16 protein-coding genes, 11 tRNA genes and 2 rRNA genes are annotated in these 21,121 nt (G+C 40.2%); 3 read left to right on the top strand and 26 right to left on the bottom strand.

The window, feature by feature from the left end; genetic code table 11:
* Positions 1-9 precede the first annotated feature (9 nt).
* The 4 genes from pstA to F0161_RS04440 form a co-directional block, all read right to left on the bottom strand.
* Positions 10-897, bottom strand: a complete 888-nt coding sequence (pstA, locus tag F0161_RS04455) for a phosphate ABC transporter permease PstA (RefSeq protein ID WP_137601551.1) — start codon at positions 895-897, stop codon at positions 10-12.
* Positions 897-1,799, bottom strand: coding sequence for a phosphate ABC transporter permease subunit PstC (pstC, locus tag F0161_RS04450; RefSeq protein ID WP_150203839.1), 903 nt, complete (start codon positions 1,797-1,799; stop codon positions 897-899). The genes pstA and pstC overlap by 1 nt, the downstream gene beginning before the upstream one ends.
* Positions 1,800-1,810: 11 nt before the next feature.
* Complete coding sequence (locus F0161_RS04445; protein ID WP_150203838.1) at positions 1,811-2,671, bottom strand: phosphate ABC transporter substrate-binding protein PstS family protein; 861 nt, start codon at positions 2,669-2,671, stop codon at positions 1,811-1,813.
* A gap of 145 nt (positions 2,672-2,816) precedes the next feature.
* Positions 2,817-3,674 (bottom strand): phosphate ABC transporter substrate-binding protein PstS family protein, encoded by an 858-nt coding sequence (locus F0161_RS04440; protein WP_137601554.1) that lies wholly within the window; start codon positions 3,672-3,674, stop codon positions 2,817-2,819.
* A gap of 216 nt (positions 3,675-3,890) precedes the next feature.
* Between F0161_RS04440 and F0161_RS04435 the strand changes: the two genes are divergently transcribed.
* Complete coding sequence (locus F0161_RS04435; RefSeq protein WP_150203837.1) at positions 3,891-4,604, top strand: winged helix-turn-helix transcriptional regulator; 714 nt, start codon at positions 3,891-3,893, stop codon at positions 4,602-4,604.
* 105 nt (positions 4,605-4,709) lie between these two features.
* On the opposite strand, the gene F0161_RS04430 is transcribed toward F0161_RS04435, so the two are convergent.
* The 9 genes from F0161_RS04430 to nrdD form a co-directional block, all read right to left on the bottom strand.
* Positions 4,710-5,141 (bottom strand): transposase, encoded by a 432-nt coding sequence (locus F0161_RS04430; protein ID WP_150203836.1) that lies wholly within the window; start codon positions 5,139-5,141, stop codon positions 4,710-4,712.
* 22 nt (positions 5,142-5,163) lie between these two features.
* Positions 5,164-6,042: an IS3 family transposase gene (locus F0161_RS04425; protein ID WP_150203835.1), complete on the bottom strand. Its 879-nt coding sequence runs from the start codon at positions 6,040-6,042 to the stop codon at positions 5,164-5,166.
* Between the two features lie 23 nt (positions 6,043-6,065).
* Positions 6,066-6,353 carry a transposase gene (locus F0161_RS04420; RefSeq protein ID WP_003688751.1) on the bottom strand — a complete coding sequence of 96 codons (288 nt, stop codon included), beginning with the start codon at positions 6,351-6,353 and terminating at the stop codon, positions 6,066-6,068.
* A 72-nt stretch (positions 6,354-6,425) separates the two neighbouring features.
* Complete coding sequence (locus F0161_RS04415) at positions 6,426-7,349, bottom strand: ISL3 family transposase (protein ID WP_150203834.1); 924 nt, start codon at positions 7,347-7,349, stop codon at positions 6,426-6,428.
* 273 nt (positions 7,350-7,622) lie between these two features.
* A complete protein-coding gene (locus F0161_RS04410; RefSeq protein ID WP_150203833.1) occupies positions 7,623-8,777 on the bottom strand; it encodes a 5-methyltetrahydropteroyltriglutamate--homocysteine S-methyltransferase in 1,155 nt (384 codons plus the stop codon).
* Positions 8,778-8,798: 21 nt separating this feature from the next.
* The gene (locus F0161_RS04405) at positions 8,799-9,920 is read right to left on the bottom strand and encodes a vitamin B12 independent methionine synthase (RefSeq protein WP_150203832.1); all 1,122 of its coding nucleotides are present in this window, start codon (positions 9,918-9,920) and stop codon (positions 8,799-8,801) included.
* Positions 9,921-10,380: 460 nt separating this feature from the next.
* On the bottom strand, positions 10,381-11,022 hold the full coding sequence (gene apf / locus F0161_RS04400) for an aggregation-promoting factor (protein ID WP_150203831.1): 642 nt from the start codon (positions 11,020-11,022) through the stop codon (positions 10,381-10,383).
* A gap of 577 nt (positions 11,023-11,599) precedes the next feature.
* The gene (gene nrdG / locus F0161_RS04395) at positions 11,600-12,181 is read right to left on the bottom strand and encodes an anaerobic ribonucleoside-triphosphate reductase activating protein (protein WP_150203830.1); all 582 of its coding nucleotides are present in this window, start codon (positions 12,179-12,181) and stop codon (positions 11,600-11,602) included.
* Complete coding sequence (gene nrdD / locus F0161_RS04390; RefSeq protein ID WP_150203829.1) at positions 12,117-14,339, bottom strand: anaerobic ribonucleoside-triphosphate reductase; 2,223 nt, start codon at positions 14,337-14,339, stop codon at positions 12,117-12,119. The genes nrdG and nrdD overlap by 65 nt, the downstream gene beginning before the upstream one ends.
* A gap of 420 nt (positions 14,340-14,759) precedes the next feature.
* Between nrdD and F0161_RS04385 the strand changes: the two genes are divergently transcribed.
* Together F0161_RS04385 and F0161_RS04380 are read left to right on the top strand one after the other, a co-directional pair.
* Positions 14,760-15,131: a DUF805 domain-containing protein gene (locus tag F0161_RS04385; protein ID WP_137601561.1), complete on the top strand. Its 372-nt coding sequence runs from the start codon at positions 14,760-14,762 to the stop codon at positions 15,129-15,131.
* Between the two features lie 159 nt (positions 15,132-15,290).
* A complete protein-coding gene (locus F0161_RS04380) occupies positions 15,291-16,541 on the top strand; it encodes an ISL3 family transposase (RefSeq protein WP_150203828.1) in 1,251 nt (416 codons plus the stop codon).
* A 157-nt stretch (positions 16,542-16,698) separates the two neighbouring features.
* On the opposite strand, the gene F0161_RS04375 is transcribed toward F0161_RS04380, so the two are convergent.
* The 13 genes from F0161_RS04375 to F0161_RS04315 all read right to left on the bottom strand — a co-directional run bounded on the left by F0161_RS04375 (position 16,699) and on the right by F0161_RS04315 (position 21,096).
* Positions 16,699-16,782, bottom strand: a tRNA-Leu gene (locus F0161_RS04375).
* A 19-nt stretch (positions 16,783-16,801) separates the two neighbouring features.
* A tRNA-Cys gene (locus F0161_RS04370) sits at positions 16,802-16,872 on the bottom strand.
* 95 nt (positions 16,873-16,967) lie between these two features.
* A tRNA-His gene (locus F0161_RS04365) sits at positions 16,968-17,040 on the bottom strand.
* Positions 17,041-17,055: 15 nt separating this feature from the next.
* Positions 17,056-17,126 (bottom strand) — tRNA-Trp (locus F0161_RS04360).
* A 7-nt stretch (positions 17,127-17,133) separates the two neighbouring features.
* A tRNA-Tyr gene (locus F0161_RS04355) sits at positions 17,134-17,215 on the bottom strand.
* 5 nt (positions 17,216-17,220) lie between these two features.
* Positions 17,221-17,293 (bottom strand) — tRNA-Phe (locus F0161_RS04350).
* Between the two features lie 50 nt (positions 17,294-17,343).
* Positions 17,344-17,416: transfer RNA gene (locus tag F0161_RS04345), tRNA-Val, on the bottom strand.
* Between the two features lie 7 nt (positions 17,417-17,423).
* Positions 17,424-17,495: transfer RNA gene (locus F0161_RS04340), tRNA-Glu, on the bottom strand.
* 9 nt (positions 17,496-17,504) lie between these two features.
* Positions 17,505-17,596, bottom strand: a tRNA-Ser gene (locus tag F0161_RS04335).
* A 45-nt stretch (positions 17,597-17,641) separates the two neighbouring features.
* Positions 17,642-17,758, bottom strand: a 5S ribosomal RNA gene (gene rrf, locus F0161_RS04330).
* Between the two features lie 84 nt (positions 17,759-17,842).
* Positions 17,843-20,763, bottom strand: a 23S ribosomal RNA gene (locus F0161_RS04325).
* Positions 20,764-20,943: 180 nt separating this feature from the next.
* Positions 20,944-21,016: transfer RNA gene (locus tag F0161_RS04320), tRNA-Ala, on the bottom strand.
* 5 nt (positions 21,017-21,021) lie between these two features.
* A tRNA-Ile gene (locus F0161_RS04315) sits at positions 21,022-21,096 on the bottom strand.
* Positions 21,097-21,121: the final 25 nt, after the last annotated feature.

Raw genomic sequence — 21,121 nt, 5'->3', positions numbered from 1 at the left:
ACGCCTCCATTATTTGCTGGATGTTAAACGACGATAAAGTCGATTACCAACGTAACGTGCACTTAAGTTAAATGCTAAAATCACGATGATTAACACCGCGGCTGTCCCGTTTGAAACGACGTCGATATCGGGCACAATCCCTTCAGCATTAACTTTCCAAATGTGAACTGCCAGCGTTTCTGCTGGTCTAAACGGATTTAAAAAGCTATTCGTATCGAAAATATTCCAATTTGCATAATTCAACGCGGGTGCACTTTGACCTGCTGTATAAATCAAGGCGGCAGCTTCACCGAATACTCGTCCCGCACTGAGAATGACCCCAGTTAAGATACCGGGTACTGCTGCTGGCAAGATGATTCCAGTGATGGTTTTCCAACTCGATAATCCCAAGGCAATTCCAGCCTCTCGTTGCAAATTAGGTACTGAGCTTAATGAGGTTTCAATATTACGAGTCAGCAATGGTAGGTTAAAGAATGTTAAGGCAATCGCCCCGGCTAGAATGGAAAAGCCAATTTGAAATTGAATAACAAACACTAAATATGCAAACAAACCAACAACAACTGATGGTAATGAGCTTAAGACTTCAATGGCAGTTCTCATCAAACTTGTTAACCAATTATCAGGCGCATATTCGGATAAATAAATTCCTGCTCCCAGTGCCAATGGAAACGAAATTAACAGCGTCAGTACTAAAAGATAAACTGAATTAAACAACTGATCACGAATTCCACCACCAGCGGCAAATGACTTTGAGGGACTAGTTAAGAAGTGCCATGATAAATGCGGAACTCCAGACACTAAAATGTAACCAATTAACCCAAACAAGATAATTACAACGATTCCAACTAGGGCATAAATAATACCAGTTGCTAAGTGATCATTTCTTTTAGCATTCATTATTTAATCCTCCCTTTGCGTGCAATTAATTTAACTAAGATGTTAAAGACAAGGGCCATAATTAAGAGTAAGAGTGCTAATGACCACAAAGCGTTATTTGGTAATGTGCCCATAATCGTATTACCGATTCCCATGGTTAATTGACTGGTCAAGGTCGCCGATGGTGATACCAAATTATGTGGTAACATTGCGGCATTTCCAATCACCATTTGTACAGCTAGCGCTTCACCAAACGCGCGCGCCATCCCAAAGACCACCGCAGTCAAAATGCCAGGCGTGGCAGCCCGTAAGATGACCTTATAAATAGTTTGCCAACGCGTGGCTCCTAATGCTAGTGACGCTTGACGATAATGTGATGGGACCGCCTTTAATGCATCCACGGTCAATGACGTGATGGTTGGTAACACCATCACGAACAGGACTACTGCCCCGGCTAAGATACCAAAACCAGTCCCGCCATACGTGATTCGCATCGCTGGAACAACCACCGCCAAACCAATTAGTCCATAAATGACAGAAGGAATGCCGACTAACAATTCAATCACGACTTGTAAGAAACGTGCCCCGCGCTTAGGAGCAAATTCTGTCATAAATAAAGCGACGGCAATAGCAAATGGCGTCGCAATTAAGGCTGCTAATAACGTCACTCCAAAAGACGTCACAATCATTGGTAATGCTCCAACCAATTTTTTGCCCGGATTCCAATCCGTTTTAAATAAGAAATCTGAGACTTTAATTCCATCGTTAAAGAACATTGATAAACCACGAGTCGCGATGAAGTATAAAATTGAAATCACTAGAATCGCAATCAATCCAATACTTAAATAACTAATCATCCGCCCACGTTGATCTTGCTTAGTTGCTTTCGATGGTTTTAAGAGTCGATCTTTAATTTCATCCATCAGTCTGCCCCCTACTTATCCGTTACTTGATTATTTTCATCTTTCGACACTTGCATATCATGAATACTGATATATCCAAGCTGCTTTACTAATCCATCTTGGACTGATTCAGACTGAATATATTTAATAAAATCAGCTGCCTTGTCCGAGACCTTTTTTTGCGTATACATGTGCTCGTATGACCAAATCTTCCAAGCGTTTGTTGCCACATTTTTGGCGGTTGGTTTCACGTTATCAATTGAGATTGGTTGAATTTTATTATTCACGTATGAAAACGAGACATAACTAATTGCGCCCGGCGTGCTCCCAACAATTTGTTGCACGGTGCCATTTGAATCCTGTTCTTGAGACTTAACCGCCGTTTTGTTACCCAACACTTGTTGTTCAAACGTTAAGCGAGTTCCGCTACCTTGAGCTCGATTAATCACAATTATTTTTTCGTTTTTACCACCAACCTGTTTCCAGTTAGTAATCTTACCGGTAAAAATACCTTCCAGTTGTTTCATGGATAAATTCTTGATTCCACTTTTAGGATTCACAACCGGCACAATCCCAACGACCGCAACTTGATGATCGGTTAATTCTGACGCTTTAATTCCCGAAGCTTGTTCAGCAAACACATCCGAATCACCAACAACCACTGCACCACTTTGAACTTGGCTGAGTCCCGTTCCAGAGCCCCCACCTTGCACCGTGATTGAAATATTCGAGTTCTTTTCTGAATATTGACTCGACGCCTGCTCAACTAACGGTTGTAAAGCCGTTGAACCGACAATTGTCATCTTTGTATCCTGATTCTTACTTTTTCCACATCCAGTAATTAATAATAATAATGCCAACATTGCTCCAACGAGTGTGAGAGTTTTTTTCATGACCTAACCTCTTTCATTGTTACTAATCCAAGATTTCGAATTAAGTATAAATGACGAGTGTAAAATTCATGTTTGCTTCATGTAAAGAAGTTGTAAATATGTAAAAGCTCCAAGAATAGTAAACATCCCCAGAGCTCCTAGAAATCTATTTCACTTGGTTTGCTGCATCTTTAGTGACCTTCATATCTTGAATACTGATGTACCCTAATTTCTTAACAAGCGTCTTTTGCACTTTGGCAGATTCGACATACTTAATAAATTTCTTGGTAGATACGTCTGCTTTTTTAGTGGTATACATATGTTCATAAGCCCAAATTTTCCATTGATTAGTTTTAACGTTCGCATCAGTGGGCTTCACATTATCAATTGATACTGCTTGCAGTTTGGCCGTTACGTAAGAGAAGGCCACATAACTAATTGATCCTGAAGTCGTAGACACTAATTTTTGAACGGTTCCATTGGAGTCTTGTTCTTGCGATTTAATCGCCGTTTGTCCATTCATCACACTTTGCTCAAATGTAATCCGTGTTCCGCTTCCTTTTGCACGATTAATAACTGTAATGGCTCTGTCTTTGCCACCAACTTCTTGCCAGTTCGTGACTTTGCCGGTAAAAATATCTTGGAGCTGTTGCATCGATAAGTTTGTAACTCCTGTATCTGGATTAACGACAGGCGTAATTCCAACGACTGCAACTTTATGATCAACGATTTTCTTAGTATTAATCCCGGAAACCTGCGAGGCGAACACATCTGAATTACCAATCGAAACGGAGCCATTTTGAATCTGACTTAAGCCAGTCCCAGAGCCGCCACCTTGGACAGTGATCGAAGCACCTGAGTTACTTTCTTGATATTGTTTAGCCGCTTGTTCAATTAATGGTTGCAGGGCCGTGGATCCAACGATTGTTAACTTGCTTGATTGTGCAGCACTTTTACTGGAACAACCTGCTATCAAGAGCGCTGCCATCGTGAGTGAAAATACTAATCCAATTATTCGTTTCATTTTTCTATCCCCTTTTTTGTGTTTTCCTTTACCGGCACCTAAAGTATATGTAGCCGATGTAAAACTAAAATATTCTTTAGGTAAAAATGCCGTAAAGATAGCTTTGTAAATAAAAGGTAAATGTATCGACATTCGTTTACATTTGTGGGATAAATAAGATGTAGGAAAATTTGGCAGATTTGAGGGGAATCAATTTTGGCAGATCGAATATTACTAATGACGAATAAATTAGAACTTTTCACTTCATTAAATGAAGTCGCAAATCAGGCCGGCTGGTTTGTGAATAATACTGTCCAAGCAAATATTGCCATCCGAACGGCAGCCGAACAACGGATTAAAGCAATTGTTTGGGATTTAGACAGTTTAGATTTTAAGGCCAGTCTTGAGGCTTTGAAACAATTAAGGCCTCGAATTAAAGGACCCATCATCGTTCTTTACAGTGAAATTAATAGCTCAATGGCAGATCAGTTATCAGAATTGTTTATTGATGATTTAGTTGCCAATAAAACCAATTTAGCCGATGTGATGCGCATTATTAAACAACGCGTTTGGGTTTATGACCAAATCACCACTAATTTTGACGAAGATAATGATGAGTCATCACAATCCAAAGACATTTCACACTTAGTGAAGTTTCATGATTTGATTGTTGATACTCACCACTATTCGGTTTCACGAAATGGTGAAGATTTAGGCTTAACTCCCAAAGAATTTAAATTATTTCAGTACCTTGTCAATCATCCCAACCAAGTCCTAAGTCGTGATCAATTACTGGAAGGCGTTTGGGGCTACGACATCATGGGGACTTCCCGGATGGTCGATATCCACATTAGCCATATCCGAGATAAAATCGAAACCGATCCACAAAATCCAAAATGGATTAAAACTGCCCGTGGCTTTGGCTATATTTTCACCGATAATGCGACATAAAAAGGCTCTTTGTCAAATAGCGTGAAAAAACAATAATTGCTGATGAAAAGCTTATGAATAGAAGTGTAATATCAATCTCAATTGATGATTGGTATTGCACTTTTTTCATACTTTAAAAGTTAAAAACTGCTGCTTTAAAATAAACTTGTTATGCAACTGAATCCTAATTCTATAAAAGTAATTCATTGAATTGGCATAGCCGTAGGCAGTTCTACCAATTTGTTTGATTCGTCTATTTGTGCCCTCTAATCGGCCGTTAGACGCATTATTTTCGAATGCTGCTTTAATTCCCTTGATGTACTTTTTATATGTTTTAATCACAGTATCCATTTCAGTTTTGTTATTTTTATAATTATTAATTAGTTGTTCTAATGGCGTGAAAGTATGATTAAACCGAGCGTCTAGAACACTTTGATAAACATCATACACTGTTTTAAAGTTCGGAAAGTCTTTAAAAACTAGTTGTAATGCATCCTGAGGATACATATATTCATGTACACCACGAAACCACTGGTCCCCTGTCAATAAAATAGACAATTTAAATAGAGACTTTTTTGTCCTATGCCACGACTAAATTTTGAATTTGAGTTTGATACTCATCTTCAAGTTGCTTTGGTGATTTGAATCCACAGTGACTGTGAATTCTAACTGTGTTGTAAAACGTTTCAATGTACTGAAAAACTAGTCGTTTAGCTTCGGAGTATGAATGGATTTTAAACCGATTTATCCATTCACGCTTAATCAAGGCATGAAACGACTCAATGCAGGCATTATCCCAAGGATAAGCTTTCTTTGAATAGCTTAATGTCATGTTAGCTGTAACTTGATTGTAAGCTTCAGACGTAAACTGACTACCACGATTACTGTGCATGATTAATGGCTTGCTAATATGGCGACTGTGCTTAGTCTTTTCAATAAGTGGGATGACATTCGATACCTCCAAGGTTTCAGATAAGTCCCAACCAATGATCCGTCTGGAGTACAAGTCCATAATACTGGTTAAATAAACGAATCCGTCATGAACTGGAATATAAGTGGTGTCAATGCACCAAACGGCGTTTGGTCGCAATGGATTGAACTGCTCGTCTAAAATATTTATTAGCTGTTTATCAAACTTAGAATTGCGAGTGGTAGTCGTCCAAGGGGTTAGGTAAACGGCGTGAATGCCAAGTTCACGCATATACTTACCAACAGTTCGTTCAGCGATCTTATATCCTTTTGAGCGAAGTTCTTGGGTGATTTTGCCGGCACCGTAAATACAAAGGCTTTTGAGCCAAATTGCTTTAATTTCACCTTGAATAAACTTCTTCCGAAGCTTTCGCGGTGATTGGTGATTATGACGCTTTTCTCGTTGATAGTAACCACTTCTTGAGATTCCAACATAATCACACATACCATTGATGGAAGGGTGGGATTCCAAAGCGTGCTGAACGTCCATTTCTTGGTATACCTTTTCGGTAGTTACTTGCTCAGAATCCCGATTGATTTTTTTAACACTTCGATCGCTCCTTCAGCGTCACGAAGTTGACGCTTTAGTCGTGCAATCTCCTTGTCCTTATCGCTGGCAAAATTACCAGAGCCACGGCCAAACTCCCCAGTCTCAGTAAACAGCTTAATCCATTTATGTAATGTACTAGCCCCAATACCTAGATTCTTACTTATTTCATTCATGGTCATGTGATCCTTGTTATCTAAGTAATACTGAACGGCCTGTTCCTTAAATTCCTTGTCATAACTGTGCTTCGTCATTATTTGATCCTCCAATTTACTTCCTTAATTATACTAAATCAGAGTCTCTATTTAACTTGTACACTTTTTATTCTAGGCCCACCACTTCGTGTTTGAGGTATCGATATTACGTTCGGCTTTTAAGAAAAATTTCCAGTTTGATTTTAATAATTTGTAAACACGATTATGCTTATTGTCGCTGAGTTCCCGTTGTATTTTGATCCTTTCAGATTGAACAGCTTTCATAGCTAATTGAACAATATGAAATCGATCGACTACAATAATAGCGTTAGGAAATAGCTCTCGTATGGGTGATTGGTACCCAGCGTTCATGTCCATAACAACAATTTCTACTTTTTGCCGGTTTTTTAATGAAAATTGTGATAAATATTGCCTAATTGATTTATTATCACGCTGAGGGTAAATTTCGATAAATTCACTGGTATTTCCGTTAAGTATTTCAAATCCAAAATGACCTTTTCGATATTTTACTTCGTCGATACAAACTACGTTTGGTAATTGTTGTGTTGTATCAGTTACGTAGTCCGAAGCGGATGCAGAAATAATTACATGTACTTTAGATGTTGATAATCTAGTAATATGAGCAATTAATTTTTCACTAATATCTTGTTTTGCCAAGTCAAATATTTGTTTCCAAAGAGGCTTAGTTATCTTTGAATTTTCAATAAAATCAGGTGATATTGAAGTACATGTACCGTAGCAATTTAAACATTGAAATCTTTGCTTGGTTAAGGTTAATTCTTGTTTGAACCCATTTGTAGAAGGTAATGATAGTCGGACTTCGTCGGTACCGTTATGATAGTAATTGCTTTCCATCGGAAAGCCACAGTATGGGCATCTTTCAGGGAACCTTGATAGTTCCCCGTATAGCATCAGCGTATCATCATGTTTATCATTATGAATTGTATGATTAAATTCTCCATTCTCATCAATCAAAAATTTAATTGATTTATCTGTTAATCCTGCAGATCTTAGTATAGAATTATTTATGGACATTAGTTTTACCTACTTTCATTTTGGTTTGCCGATTAAAGTGTAACACTAGGTATAAACTAGTGTCTTTTTTTACGGATTTTTAGAATGTACATAAAAAAGCGTAGAGGTTGTTAACCTTCCACGCTAAAAAGTATAGAGCCCATAAAAAATGAGAATCCGACTGGATTCTCATTTTTTGGTGCTATTTGTGATTCAGAACGTGCTTCACCCGTAATCTTTCGATAATCTAGGCTAGAAGCTCGCGAATTATCGATGTATTCAGCACTCTGCTTTTTACTTTCCCCAAACCTCTTCAGAAACTTCTTTAACTAATGCAATCTTAGCCCATTGTTGGTCTTCAGTAATTACATTGCCTTCTTCAGTAGAAGCAAAGCCACATTGTGTGCTGAGGGCTAGGCGGTCCAATGGGACATATTTTGCAGCTTCATGAATACGATTGATGACAGCATTTTTATCTTCTAGTTCACCATTCTTAGTTGTAATTAAGCCCAAAACAACGATTTGATTATCGCCAACTTTGGCTAATGGTTCAAAGCCACCAGAACGATCATTATCATATTCCAAGAAGAAAGCAGCAACTTTTTCACGAGTGAATAGTGGTTCTGCCACACTTTCATAACCACCGGCTGACGCCCAGGTTGAATGATAGTTACCACGACAATCATGTGTGGTCACAATCAAATCTTCAGGTAATCCTTCAAGAAAAGCATTGTTGACTGTGACATATAGTTCCTTGGCTGCATCTAATTTTTCTTGAGCAATTTGACCAGCGCCATCCCCAGTTTTAGCACCAGCGTGTGAACCAGCCAACATCCCCCAGGTACAATCGTCAATTTGGAGTACGCGTAAACCAGCATCATATAAATCCAAAGCAACTTTCTTATAAGCTGCGGCGATATCAGTGATTAATTCTTTATCAGTCGCATAGAATTTACGGGTCGACTCAATGTTTTCTGGTCGATGCAATTCAGCTATAAATTGCGCCGGAGCGGGAATCGTTTGTTTAGCAGTGGCTGGGTCAGCTAAATGAGCCCGTAAGAACTTAAAATGTTCGACAAATGGATGTGATTCGCCACTCAATTTACCGGTTAACTCAGATGTTTCAGCACGTGTTTCTTCATCGTTAAAGACATAGCCTTTATCAACGACTACTTTTTTAACACCTTGCAAGCCCCAGAAGAAATCTAGGTGCCACCAACTACGACGAAATTCGCCATCAGTAATTGATTGAATGCCAGCTGCTTCTTCTTGCTTAATCAAATGAATAATCGCTTCATCTTCAACCTTTTTTAAGTCAGTAGCGGTAATTTCGCCGTCAGCATATTTGGCCCGCGCATTTTTCAAGGTAGTTGGACGTAAGAAACTTCCGACCACATCAAATCTAAAAGGTGCCGTTGTTCGTTTAGTAAATGTTTGTGTTTCAGTCATGTTAATTCTCTCCTCTAGTGTTTATTTCCAAATTTCATCAGCAATTGATTTTACGAGATCAATTTTGGCCCATTGGTCAGCTTCCGTAATGGCATTACCTTCTTCAGTTGAAGCAAAGCCACATTGTGTTGAAATAGCTAAGTTTTCTAAGGGTACAAATTCAGTCGCTTCATTGACGCGGTGAATCACTTGTTTGCGATCTTCTAATTGACCATCTTTTGATGTAATCAAGCCAAGGACAATAATAGTATTTGGGCGATTGTTCCAAATAGTTTTGATTGGACTTAAGTCCCCTGCACGATTGTTGTCATATTCAAGGAAAAATTCATCATAATTCAATTGACCTAAATATTGGGCCACGGCTTCATATCCACCAGAGAATAAGAAAGTTGATTTGAAGTTACCGCGACAAATATGGGTGGTGACGGTCAAATCTTCGGGCAAGTCTGCAATTGCAGCATTGATAACTTGAACGCCTTCTTCTGACAATTTCACATATTTTGCATGTTCAGTTTGATCGTCTTTAGTTTCGTTCAACTTACTAATTAAAAATGCCCAAGTAGTGTCATCAATTTGGACATAACGTGCGCCCAATTCATAAAAATGAAGAATTGTCAGATGATAAGCTTTGGCTAAATCATCCAAATAAGCTTCACGCGTGTCATAGAAATTTGGCCAATTATCAGAACGATTATCTCGGAATAACATGGTTGGGGATGGGATTGTTTGCTTAGGTGTTACCCCATCTGGAGTAATTGATTGTAAATATTCAAACGTTTCAAAAAATGGGTGGTCTGGATTGAAACTAACTTTACCAGTCAATTCTGCATTATCAGTCCGCGTATGCGCACCTTCAAATTTGTAGCTTTCTTTATAGTCATACTTATCGACACCGTTCAAGCCCCATAAGAAGTCCAAATGCCACCAACTACGATTGAATTCGCCATCGGTCACATCTTTTAAACCGTGGGCAACTTCTTTTTCAACTAATTGTTGGGTTTGTTCTTGACGGATAACTTTGAATTCTCCTTGGTTAAGTTCGCCTGAACGGAACTTGGCCGTTGCATCTTTTAATTCTGGTGTCCGTAAGAAACTCCCGACGATATCGTAACGATTTGGTTGTGCTTTTGTTTTAGTTGTCATGTTAATATTCCCCTTGTATTGATGTGAATGAACTATGTTTTTCCATAAAAAAAATCCTTATCCATGCTTAATTGCATAGATAAGGACGACTTGCCGTGTGACCACCTTGATTTAGATACCGTTCACGCGAATATCCCTCACTGGGTACTGATACCGTGCCACATAGTTGTGGTTTAAGTACTGCATACCCTCACGCTGTAATGGGCGTCCCCATGACTACCTTGTTCACACTCAGTCGTCCACACTTCAAGACCATATTCGAAAATGTCTTTCGATTCCCTTTCACCAACGCGGGAACTCTCTCAGCGAAATCCACTTTTCTACTCATCTTTTCATCGTATTTTAATTTTTTCGATTGTTATTATGGTACTTGGATTTATAAGTTTTGTCAACTGGTAGTTTGAATAAAAATCGACAAAAAAAAGACGTCATCGAAATGACGTCTTAAGTGTACTAAATTTTAGTACGAACCATTTTGTTGCCAGAATGTTTGTGCGGCAACCCATGAACCGTAACGGCTTGTTACGTAGTTGTCAGCAACGGCTTCTTGGTTAGCAGCTGAGGTATCACCATTTAGGTATGATAAACTCAATTGATACTTACCATAGTATTGACCGTTTGAAGCAGTGTATGAACCACCAGATTCTTTGTTAGCAATCCATGCTTTAGCTGCAGCCTCTGAACCTGACACATTGCTTGTGTAAGTTGAAGAAGCTGAAGTTGTATCAGTAGTGGTAGTTGTTGATGTAGTGTCAGTAGCAGCTGAACTAGTAGTATCAGTTGATGCTGTGGCACTTTCGTCAGCAGCTGGTGTCGTAGCTACTTCTTGATCAGTAGCTTCGCGAATTGTACCGTTGTCAGTGATCATTAGTTGTTCACCAACATAAATTAAATTCTTGTCTGCAATGTTGTTGTTTGAGGCAAGTGAATCAATTAAGCTGTAATCGTTAGCGTAAGTGAATGAAATGCCTGAAAGCGTGTCGCCTGATTTAACTGTGTAAATCTCGTCAGCGTTTGCTTGAATAGATGTAGCGGCGAAACCTAATGTAACTGCGCCTGCTACTGCAACAGAGAACTTGAGTGCGTTCTTCTTAAAATTCATAAATTAAAAAACCATCCTTTTTCTTTGTGCTTTGCTTATGCAACGATGATAACTTTACAGGATAAACATTACAAACATATGTCGGGATTTTATCCGTTTTCTGGCGTTTTGTTTTGTTTGAAATAAAAACGAAGGAAATACGAATGTTCGTTTGAGTTTGTTCAAAAATGCACATTTTCATCAAATAAGTAAATTGTTTTACCTATTGCTATTATGCCAATTTAATTAATCAGTTGACACGTTGCTGATATCAACAAGAAAACGGTCTCTTGATTCACAAAATATGACAACTCCGGCGGATACGTTATCCATGTTTAAATCTACCGCATGTATAAAGCCCTTAATTTTATGTTAATTTCAATTATTACAAAACTGTTCTTTTTGACCGATTTTCATTCTTTGTCTGAGTGTTAAATGTGAAAATTGCTGATTTAATAGGTATTTACTAATGTATTTTTAATTTTTTAATTGAAAAATTTCAAAAATATTACAGAGAAATCCCAATAAATCGTTCAAAAGCGAGTCAAAACGGCAAAAAAGCACCCGCAAATCATCATTTGCGAGTGCTTAAATCGAACTATTTAACTAATTTATCCCAAATAACTACTTTATCTTGGGCTAATGACTTCTTGACGTCAATAATATTTTGATTACTACTACCACGGAACTGTAAAGTGAGATCTTTTTTGGCTTCTAAGAAACGGCCATCGATTAAAATATCGACATAGGACAACATTTCGAGTTTATCATCGGATTCTTGCATCAATTCATCCCACTTATAACCAGTCCAAGACCAAACATCCTTAGTATCGCCAAATTCCTTACGAATCCGCTTGAGGAGTTTCAGACAAACTTGAGTATTCAAGAATGGTTCGCCACCTAACAGCGTCAAACCTTGTACGTAAGATTGACTCAAATCTTCAATAATCTGATCTTCCAGTTCCTGCGTGTATTCATGACCATAATTAAAGTTCTGAGCCACTACGTTATAGCAGCCCGGACAATTAAACAAACATCCGCTGACATACAGGCTACAGCGCACTCCCTCACCGTCAACAAAGTTAAATGGTTTATAACTGGCAATCTTTTGGAGACTATGCTCGCTCGCCAGCCATTCTTTGGGCATCGGATTGTTTGGCTCTTTCATGTACTGCGGCATTCTTAATCATCTCTCCATTCATGTGTTTTTCACGTGACGAAATCTCGACGTGACGACCGTGGACCATTGGCCGTTGTTGTGGGTTACCTAAATAACCACAAGTTCTTTTGACAACATCACAAGTCTTTGGATCGTGATTACCACATTGTGGACAGACAAATCCCTTGGCAGTTGGCTTAAAGTCGCCAGTAAAGCCACATTCAAAACATTGATCAATTGAAGTATTGGTGCCTAAATAACCAACGTGATCATAAGCCCAGTCCCAAACTGCTTCCAAAGCTTTTGGATTGTTTTGCAAACTTGGATATTCACAATAATGGATAAATCCACCTGAAGCATATTTTGGAAAGACTTCTTCAAAGGATAACTTTTCAAATGGTGATGGATGTTTACGGACATCGTAATGAAAACTATTCGTGTAGTATTCCTTGTCAGTCACGTTTTCAATTTTACCGAACTTCTTAAGGTCAGCTTGCGCAAAAGTATCCGTCAATGATTCTGCTGGTGTTGAGTAGAGGCTATAATGATACCCACTTTCAGCTGCCCAGTCTTTACAGTGTTCATACATGTGTTTAACGACTGATTCAGCAAAAGCACGCGCTTCAGCATTTTGTTCCCAACCGTCCCCATAAAATAAGGTACAAGTTTCATAGATACCGATATAACCTAAAGAAACTGTGGCACGACCATTTTTAAAGACATCATCAACATTGTCGGTAGACTTCAATCGTTTGCCAAATGTGCCATACATATATAGTAATGGTGCGTTTTCTGGTTCGGCTTCCTTCGTCCGTTCAATCCGATATTCCAAAGCTTGGTGACAGATATCCATTTTTTCTTCAAAGATATCCCAGAAAAGATCCTTGTTCCCCTTTGCTTCAATGGCAACTCGAGGCAAATTAACAGTGACAACGCCTAAATTCATACGACCTGAGTTCACTTCAACGCCATTATCATCTTTCCATCCTTGTAAAAATGAACGACAGCCCATTGGAGTTTTGAAACTACCAGTCAATTCAACGATTTTGTCATACATTAACAAATCTGGATACATCCGTTTTGTTGAGCATTCGAGTGCTAGTTGTTTAACGTCATAGTTAGGATCAGTCACATCCAAATTAAGACCACGTTTAACTGTATAAACTAACTTAGGGAAAATTGCAGTCCGATGTTCCTTGCCTAATCCTTTAATCCGTACTTTAAGAATAGCTTTTTGAATTTCACGTTCAATCCAACTAGTTCCTAAGCCAAAATTAACGGTCGTAAAAGGTGTTTGGCCTTGTGACGAATACAAGGTGTTAATCTCATATTCGAGGGCTTGCATCGCATCATAGATATCTTTAATAGTCTTTTCTTTAGCAAAGGCTTCGCGCTTATCTGCAGTAATCCATTTTTCAGCATCCGCCATATGCTTATCATAGTTAAGTTGCGCGTAAGGAGCTAATAATTGATCAACTCGATTAGCGGAACAACCACCATATTGTAATGAAGCAACATTAGCAATAATTTGTGACATTTGGGCAGTGGCTGTCTGAATTGACTTAGGTGAACTCACCCAAGCATTCCCAATTTTAAATCCATTGGTAAGCATTTCATCAAAATCAATTAAGCAACAGTTAGTTTCCGGTGTGACTGGTGAATAGTCTAAATCGTGCCAGTGAATATCTCCACGTAAGTGTGCTTGCGCAACGACCTTAGGTAACATCTTTAACCCAATCGCGCGGCTAACTGCACCGGCTTCTAGGTCACGTTGAGTATTGAAGACCCGACTGTCCTTATTCGCATTCTCATGCACAACACTTGAGTTTTTATCAAACAACTTTTGTAGACGAGCTTCAGCATTTGTTGCATTTTTGAAACTTTGAACTTCCTTTTGATAGAAAGTTACATAGTCCTGTGCTAAAACATCTTGATTTAAGCCGTCCAAGATGTTGACGATCATCTCTGCAATTTCAGAGGTTTTAACTTCGGCGGTACCACTTAATTCACCGTAGAGTGTTTCTTCAACTTCGTTTATGGTTTGAATATCTGTCGTTAGTTTATGTAGCACGAAATCAATTTTGTATGAATAAAATGATGACATTGAGCCATCTCGTTTTTCAACTTTAATCTCTTTTAAATCGTTTAATTGATCTATCCGATCTCTTGTAATGTCCATTGGAACCACTCACTTTCATTTATCTCAGTAAGCCTATGGTAAACCATTTTGCAAAATAACACAATATGTTGTGTCTACATTTATTTTGAATTACCATATATAGTGATAAAAGCAAATGTCAAAAATTTCGATTTCAAGTTTCCTGTGGTCAGTTACTCAAATTTCTAACCCTATGCTAGGCCCCGATTTGCCCTCTCTTGTCATTCAATAAACAAAAAATCAGTTCTGCAAACAAATCTCACAAATAAAAATTTTAAAATAATTTTCAGCATTTTGAACGAATATTTAAATGAAAATTGAAACCAAATTTCCACAATGCGTGTTTTTTTAGTGGATGTCGTAGTCGAGAATAGTAATCAAGCCAAAACTTTGCTAAACTATTTAATGACCTATTATAAATTATCGATTGGAGGTGTAACATTGATGAATGCATACAAAAAGTATTGGAGTAACATTTTAAACTTCTCAGGTACCGCAACTCGTTCTGAATATTGGTGGCCTGCTATTATTAATGCCATTATTGCCTTTATTGCGGCAGCTGTTGTTCAGAACATTGTCGGTCATCCGATTACAGAAATCTACAACTTCGCTGATCTTAACTATTCTTTAGGGACTCGCTTTATCGCGTTCTTAGTTTGGCTAGCTAACTGGACTGTCACCGTCCGCCGTTTACATGATACTGACCGTTCAGGCTGGTGGATTGTAATTCAAATCATTCCATTGCTTGGAACAATATGGTTCCTTATCCTCATGCTTCTCCCTAGCCATAGCCAAACACGGTGGAGTAATTAGTTCATGCACGATAATCTCATACTTAGTGATGAGATTTTTTAGGGTCTACACTATCTGATATTGGTGAAAACTAATATCAGATTTTTTTGCGTACAAAAGGACATGACATCCTATGGTAAGATTTAAGCGCCTAAACAAAAATCGAAAGAAGGTATTGTCATGCCCCAATCTAACTCTATACTAAGTCTCTGTGAATTAACAGATGAAAATATTAATGCAATTAATGTTGAAGATAAAAAAATAGTAAAAAATGGTATCGTCAAGCGCATCAAAATTATCAATGCTGTACTCACGTACAGCCGTACGACGTGTCCTAAATGCCGAACTGAAACTCTAATTAAAAATGGATATACTATGCACCATATTCGTTTGGCGACTATTTCCGGTCCTGAAACATACATGTATTTAAAGAAACAACGGTATCAATGTAAAACGTGCCATTTAACATGTGGTGTGCACACTCCAATTGTTAAACCAAATCATAGTTTAGCTACTAATATCAAAGCAAAAGTTGTAGAACAAGCCCGCCTTTCGCATTCTGTTATTTCTATCGCAAAAGTTTTAAATATTTCGCCCAGTTCGGCAGAACGGTTATTGTACAGCAACAATCCAGAGCCATACAGGGTTAAAAATTTAGGCACTCATATGAATTGGGATGAATTTAGATCTGTTAATAAAGGTTTTTCATTTATATGCATTGATGCCGAAGGGCATTCAATTATTAAAGTTCTAGATACAAGATTATCCAAAGATATTTGTGACTATTTTGAAAATAGATACGAATTATCAGAACGTCAAGCAGTAAAAACGATTGTTATGGACTTAAATGCGTCTTATCAATCTTTTGTACATCGACTTTTTCCAAATGCACAAATTGTTGTAGATAGATTTCACATTGTACAACTGGTAAATCGCGCTTTTGACAACGTTAGAACTTCTGTTTTAAAAGGCATTCAAGATAAGAAATCTAGACCATATAAAGCACTTAAAACTAACTGGCGTTTGTTTCATCTTGCTCAAGATAAAATTGATGATACCAACACAAAATATATTTGTGGAATCAATGAATACATGACTCAACAAAATTTAATTGATTTGGGCCTGAATGAAAGTTCAACTTTAAAAAAAGTATATGAAACTGCTCATGCTATTCAACAGGCAATCCATAATCGTGATGGAGAGTCATTAACAAGTATATTAAAAAATTACATTCCCATGGGGAATGCTATGGATACAGCTATATCAACATTAAAAAAGAATCGTTCAAGTGTTGTTGCTAGCTGTTCTTCAGCTTTCTCAAACGGAGCCATAGAAGGAATTAACAGAAAAATAAAAACGTTGAAAAGAGCTTGCTATGGATTTACTAACATGAGTCATTTTAGGACTCGTATCCTTTTGATTGTAAAATAAAAGAACATCCCGAAGGATGTTCCAATATCTGGGTCACCAATACCAGTTGACGAAGACCCATTTTTTATTTTGTCTAATAATAATAAAAAAGACCTCGCAGATAGCTACGAAGTCTTTTTTATTTAAGCATTACACTATCGATTTAACTAACCATCTATGCCGCCGGTGGGGGTCGAACCCACACTCCCGTGAAGGAACTGGATTTTGAGTCCAGCGCGTCTGCCAATTCCGCCACAGCGGCAAGATAGCGTAAGTACTAAAGGTGGTAACCGGATTTGAACCGGTGATAAAGGTTTTGCAGACCTCTGCCTTACCACTTGGCTATACCACCATCAAATACCTACGATTGGAATTACAAACCGTTGAAAATGACGATGGAGTCAAAGTCTACAATCTTCATCACTACTTGGCTCAAACCCAATCAAGGGCGGTATGTGGGAATCGAACCCACGCGTGCCGGATCCACAAACCGGTGTGTTAACCACTTCACCAATACCGCCAAAATATTAAAAAGCAGGGATAGAGGGAGTCGAACCCCCACTGATGGTTTTGGAGACCATAGTTCTACCATTAAACTATATCCCTATAAAAATGGAGGGGAGAGGATTCGAACCTCCGAACCCGAAGGAGCGGATTTACAGTCCGCCGCGTTTAGCCAACTTCGCTACCCCTCCATCAATGGCGCGGGACAGAATCGAACTGCCGACACATGGAGCTTCAATCCATTGCTCTACCAACTGAGCTACCGAGCCAAATTATTCGGTTGATACTATTAAATAATGAGATGTGGAACCCATTATTATGGAGGATACAGGGTTCGAACCTGTGACATCCTGCTTGTAAGGCAGACGCTCTCCCAGCTGAGCTAATCCTCCATGAAAGTGACCCGTATGGGATTCGGACCCATGATACCGCCGTGAAAGGGCGGTGTCTTAACCACTTGACCAACGGGTCATATAAAAACGGAGAGTAAGGGATTCGAACCCTTGAAACAGGCTTTAACCCGTTTACATCATTTCCAATGATGCTCCTTCGGCCAACTCGGACAACTCTCCAAATATCCAAGCAGAGAACAAATTGTTCCAAAAGCCTATGCTTTTGCATGGCGACGTCCTACCCTCGCAGGGAGCGATCCCCCAACTACTATCGGCGCTTAGAAGCTTAACTTCTGTGTTCGGCATGAGAACAGGTGTATCCTTCTAGCCATCATCACCACACTAATGTTTAACATTGTTAAACAAGAGAACTTGCGCTCTCAAAACTAAATAATATCAAGAATTTTTTAAACCGGACACCACTTTGTGGTTAAGTCCTCGACCGATTAGTAATGGTCCGCTCCATGCATCACTGCACTTCCACTTCCATCCTATCTACCTCATCATCTTTGAGGGGTCTTACTCTCCCGAAGGAGATGGGAAATCTCATCTTGAGGCGAGTTTCACACTTAGATGCTTTCAGCGTTTATCTCATCCATACGTAGCTACCCAGCGATGCTCCTGGCGGAACAACTGGTACACCAGCGGTATGTCCATCCCGGTCCTCTCGTACTAAGGACAGCTCCTCTCAAATTTCCTGCGCCCGCGACGGATAGGGACCGAACTGTCTCACGACGTTCTGAACCCAGCTCGCGTACCGCTTTAATGGGCGAACAGCCCAACCCTTGGACCGACTACAGCCCCAGGATGCGATGAGCCGACATCGAGGTGCCAAACCTCCCCGTCGATGTGGACTCTTGGGGGAGATAAGCCTGTTATCCCCAGGGTAGCTTTTATCCGTTGAGCGATGGCCCTTCCATACGGAACCACCGGATCACTAAGCCCGACTTTCGTCCCTGCTCGACCTGTCTGTCTCGCAGTCAAGCTCCCTTGTGCCTTTACACTCTGCGAATGATTTCCAACCATTCTGAGGGAACCTTTGGGCGCCTCCGTTACTTTTTAGGAGGCGACCGCCCCAGTCAAACTGCCCACCTGACACTGTCTCCCATCACGATTAGTGATGCGGGTTAGAGTGGTCATACAGCGAGGGTAGTATCCCACCAACGCCTCCACCGAAACTAGCGTTCCGGTATCTACGGCTCCTACCTATCCTGTACAAGCTGTACAAACACTCAATATCAAGCTACAGTAAAGCTCCATGGGGTCTTTCCGTCCTGTCGCGGGTAACCTGCATCTTCACAGGTACTTCAATTTCACCGAGTCTCTCGTTGAGACAGTGCCCAGATCGTTACGCCTTTCGTGCGGGTCGGAACTTACCCGACAAGGAATTTCGCTACCTTAGGACCGTTATAGTTACGGCCGCCGTTTACTGGGGCTTCAATTCTGAGCTTCGCCGAAGCTAACCCATCCTTTTAACCTTCCAGCACCGGGCAGGCGTCAGCCCCTATACTTCATCTTACGATTTTGCAGAAACCTGTGTTTTTGATAAACAGTCGCCTGGGCCTATTCACTGCGGCTGTACTTTCGTACAGCACCCCTTCTCCCGAAGTTACGGGGTCATTTTGCCGAGTTCCTTAACGAGAGTTCACTCGCACACCTTAGGATTCTCTCCTCGACTACCTGTGTCGGTTTGCGGTACGGGCAGTTAAATACTCACTAGAAGCTTTTCTCGGCAGTGTGACATCGGCAACTTCGCTACTAAAATTTCGCTCCCCATCACAACTTGTCCTTAAAGGAAAAAGCATTTCACTCTCTCCAAGACTTGTTGCTTGGCCAGACATATCCAACAGTCTGGTTTGCTTAGCCTCCTGCGTCCCTCCATCGTTCAAACGCATTTAACTGGTACAGGAATATCAACCTGTTATCCATCGTCTACGCCTCTCGGCCTCGACTTAGGTCCCGACTAACCCTGGGAGGACGAGCCTTCCCCAGGAAACCTTAGTCATTCGGTGGACAGGATTCTCACCTGTCTTTCGCTACTCATACCGGCATTCTCACTTCTAAGCGCTCCACCAGTCCTCACGGTCTGACTTCATTGCCCTTAGAACGCTCTCCTATCACGCAACCTAATGGTTGCATCCGTAGTTTCGGTAATATACTTAGCCCCGGTACATTTTCGGCGCAGGATCACTCGACTAGTGAGCTATTACGCACTCTTTAAATGGTGGCTGCTTCTGAGCCAACATCCTAGTTGTCTAAGCAACTCCACATCCTTTTCCACTTAGTATATATTTTGGGACCTTAACTGACGGTCTGGGCTGTTCCCCTTTCGACGATGGATCTTATCACTCACCGTCTGACTCCCGGACATAAATCAATGGCATTCGGAGTTTATCTGAATTCAGTAACCCATGACGGGCCCCTAGTCCAAACAGTGCTCTACCTCCATGATTCTAAGTCCGAGGCTAGCCCTAAAGCTATTTCGGAGAGAACCAGCTATCTCCAAGTTCGTTTGGAATTTCACCGCTACCCACACCTCATCCCAGCCATTTTCAACTGACACGGGTTCGGTCCTCCAGTGCGTTTTACCGCACCTTCAACCTGGACATGGGTAGGTCACCTGGTTTCGGGTCTACAACAACATACTTCATACGCCCATTTCAGACTCGCTTTCGCTACGGCTCCGACTTTTCTGTCTTAACCTTGCATGCAATCGTAACTCGCCGGTTCATTCTACAAAAGGCACGCTGTCACCCATTAACGGGCTCCAACTGATTGTAGGCACATGGTTTCAGGAACTATTTCACTCCCCTTCCGGGGTGCTTTTCACCTTTCCCTCACGGTACTGGTTCACTATCGGTCACTAGGTAGTATTTAGCCTTGGGAGATGGTCCTCCCGGATTCCGACGGAATTTCACGTGTTCCGCCGTACTCAGGATACAGAGCTGAGGGTATTACGTTTCGCTTACGGGGCTATCACCCGCTCTGGCTCAGCTTCCCAGCTGATTCAACTACGTAATACTTTTGTAACTCAAATGTTCTGTCCTACAACCCCAAAGAGCAAGCTCTCTGGTTTGGGCTTTTCCCGTTTCGCTCGCCGCTACTCAGGGAATCGATTTTTCTTTCTACTCCTGCAGCTAATGAGATGTTTCAGTTCACTGCGTCTACCTTTACTTAGCTATGAATTCACTAAGCAATAACTGACGATTAAGTCAGCTGGGTTCCCCCATTCGGAAATCTCCGGATCAAAGTGTACTTACCACTCCCCGAAGCATATCGGTGTTAGTCCCGTCCTTCATCGGCTCCTAGTACCAAGGCATTCACCATGCGCCCTTTATAACTTAACCTTGTTGATTCCAGCACTTGCGTGCTGGCTGACAACAGATTAATTGAGTATATGCGATAACTCTTTAAAAAAACTCAAATAACGCGGTGTTCTCGGTTTAATTGTTAAAACAATTAATAAATAAAAAATTTTGATATTATTTAGTTTTCAAAGTACAAGTTAGTCAACTTACGTTGACTAATGGAGAATAGCGGGATCGAACCGCTGACCCCCTGCTTGCAAAGCAGGTGCTCTCCCATCTGAGCTAATTCCCCATATATGGGCCTAAATGGACTCGAACCATCGACCTCACGCTTATCAGGCGTGCGCTCTAAACCAGCTGAGCTATAGGCCCATGTAAATCCAATTGATTAAGTTGA

Origin of the sequence: Paucilactobacillus nenjiangensis, from assembly GCF_008632615.1 — a bacterium.
Lineage (GTDB): Bacteria > Bacillota > Bacilli > Lactobacillales > Lactobacillaceae > Paucilactobacillus > Paucilactobacillus nenjiangensis.
Note: the sequence above shows the minus strand (reverse complement) of the source record. Positions and strands in the feature narration are given on the sequence as shown.

Coding starts and splice junctions, on each gene's coding strand:
- pstA (WP_137601551.1), bottom strand. CDS start 897: ATGAATGCTAAAAGAAATGATCACTTAGCAACTGGTATTATTTATGCC.
- pstC (WP_150203839.1), bottom strand. CDS start 1,799: ATGGATGAAATTAAAGATCGACTCTTAAAACCATCGAAAGCAACTAAG.
- F0161_RS04445 (WP_150203838.1), bottom strand. CDS start 2,671: ATGAAAAAAACTCTCACACTCGTTGGAGCAATGTTGGCATTATTATTA.
- F0161_RS04440 (WP_137601554.1), bottom strand. CDS start 3,674: ATGAAACGAATAATTGGATTAGTATTTTCACTCACGATGGCAGCGCTC.
- F0161_RS04435 (WP_150203837.1), top strand. CDS start 3,891: ATGACGAATAAATTAGAACTTTTCACTTCATTAAATGAAGTCGCAAAT.
- F0161_RS04425 (WP_150203835.1), bottom strand. CDS start 6,042: ATGGACGTTCAGCACGCTTTGGAATCCCACCCTTCCATCAATGGTATG.
- F0161_RS04420 (WP_003688751.1), bottom strand. CDS start 6,353: ATGACGAAGCACAGTTATGACAAGGAATTTAAGGAACAGGCCGTTCAG.
- F0161_RS04415 (WP_150203834.1), bottom strand. CDS start 7,349: ATGTCCATAAATAATTCTATACTAAGATCTGCAGGATTAACAGATAAA.
- F0161_RS04410 (WP_150203833.1), bottom strand. CDS start 8,777: ATGACTGAAACACAAACATTTACTAAACGAACAACGGCACCTTTTAGA.
- F0161_RS04405 (WP_150203832.1), bottom strand. CDS start 9,920: ATGACAACTAAAACAAAAGCACAACCAAATCGTTACGATATCGTCGGG.
- apf (WP_150203831.1), bottom strand. CDS start 11,022: ATGAATTTTAAGAAGAACGCACTCAAGTTCTCTGTTGCAGTAGCAGGC.
- nrdG (WP_150203830.1), bottom strand. CDS start 12,181: ATGCCGCAGTACATGAAAGAGCCAAACAATCCGATGCCCAAAGAATGG.
- nrdD (WP_150203829.1), bottom strand. CDS start 14,339: ATGGACATTACAAGAGATCGGATAGATCAATTAAACGATTTAAAAGAG.
- F0161_RS04380 (WP_150203828.1), top strand. CDS start 15,291: ATGCCCCAATCTAACTCTATACTAAGTCTCTGTGAATTAACAGATGAA.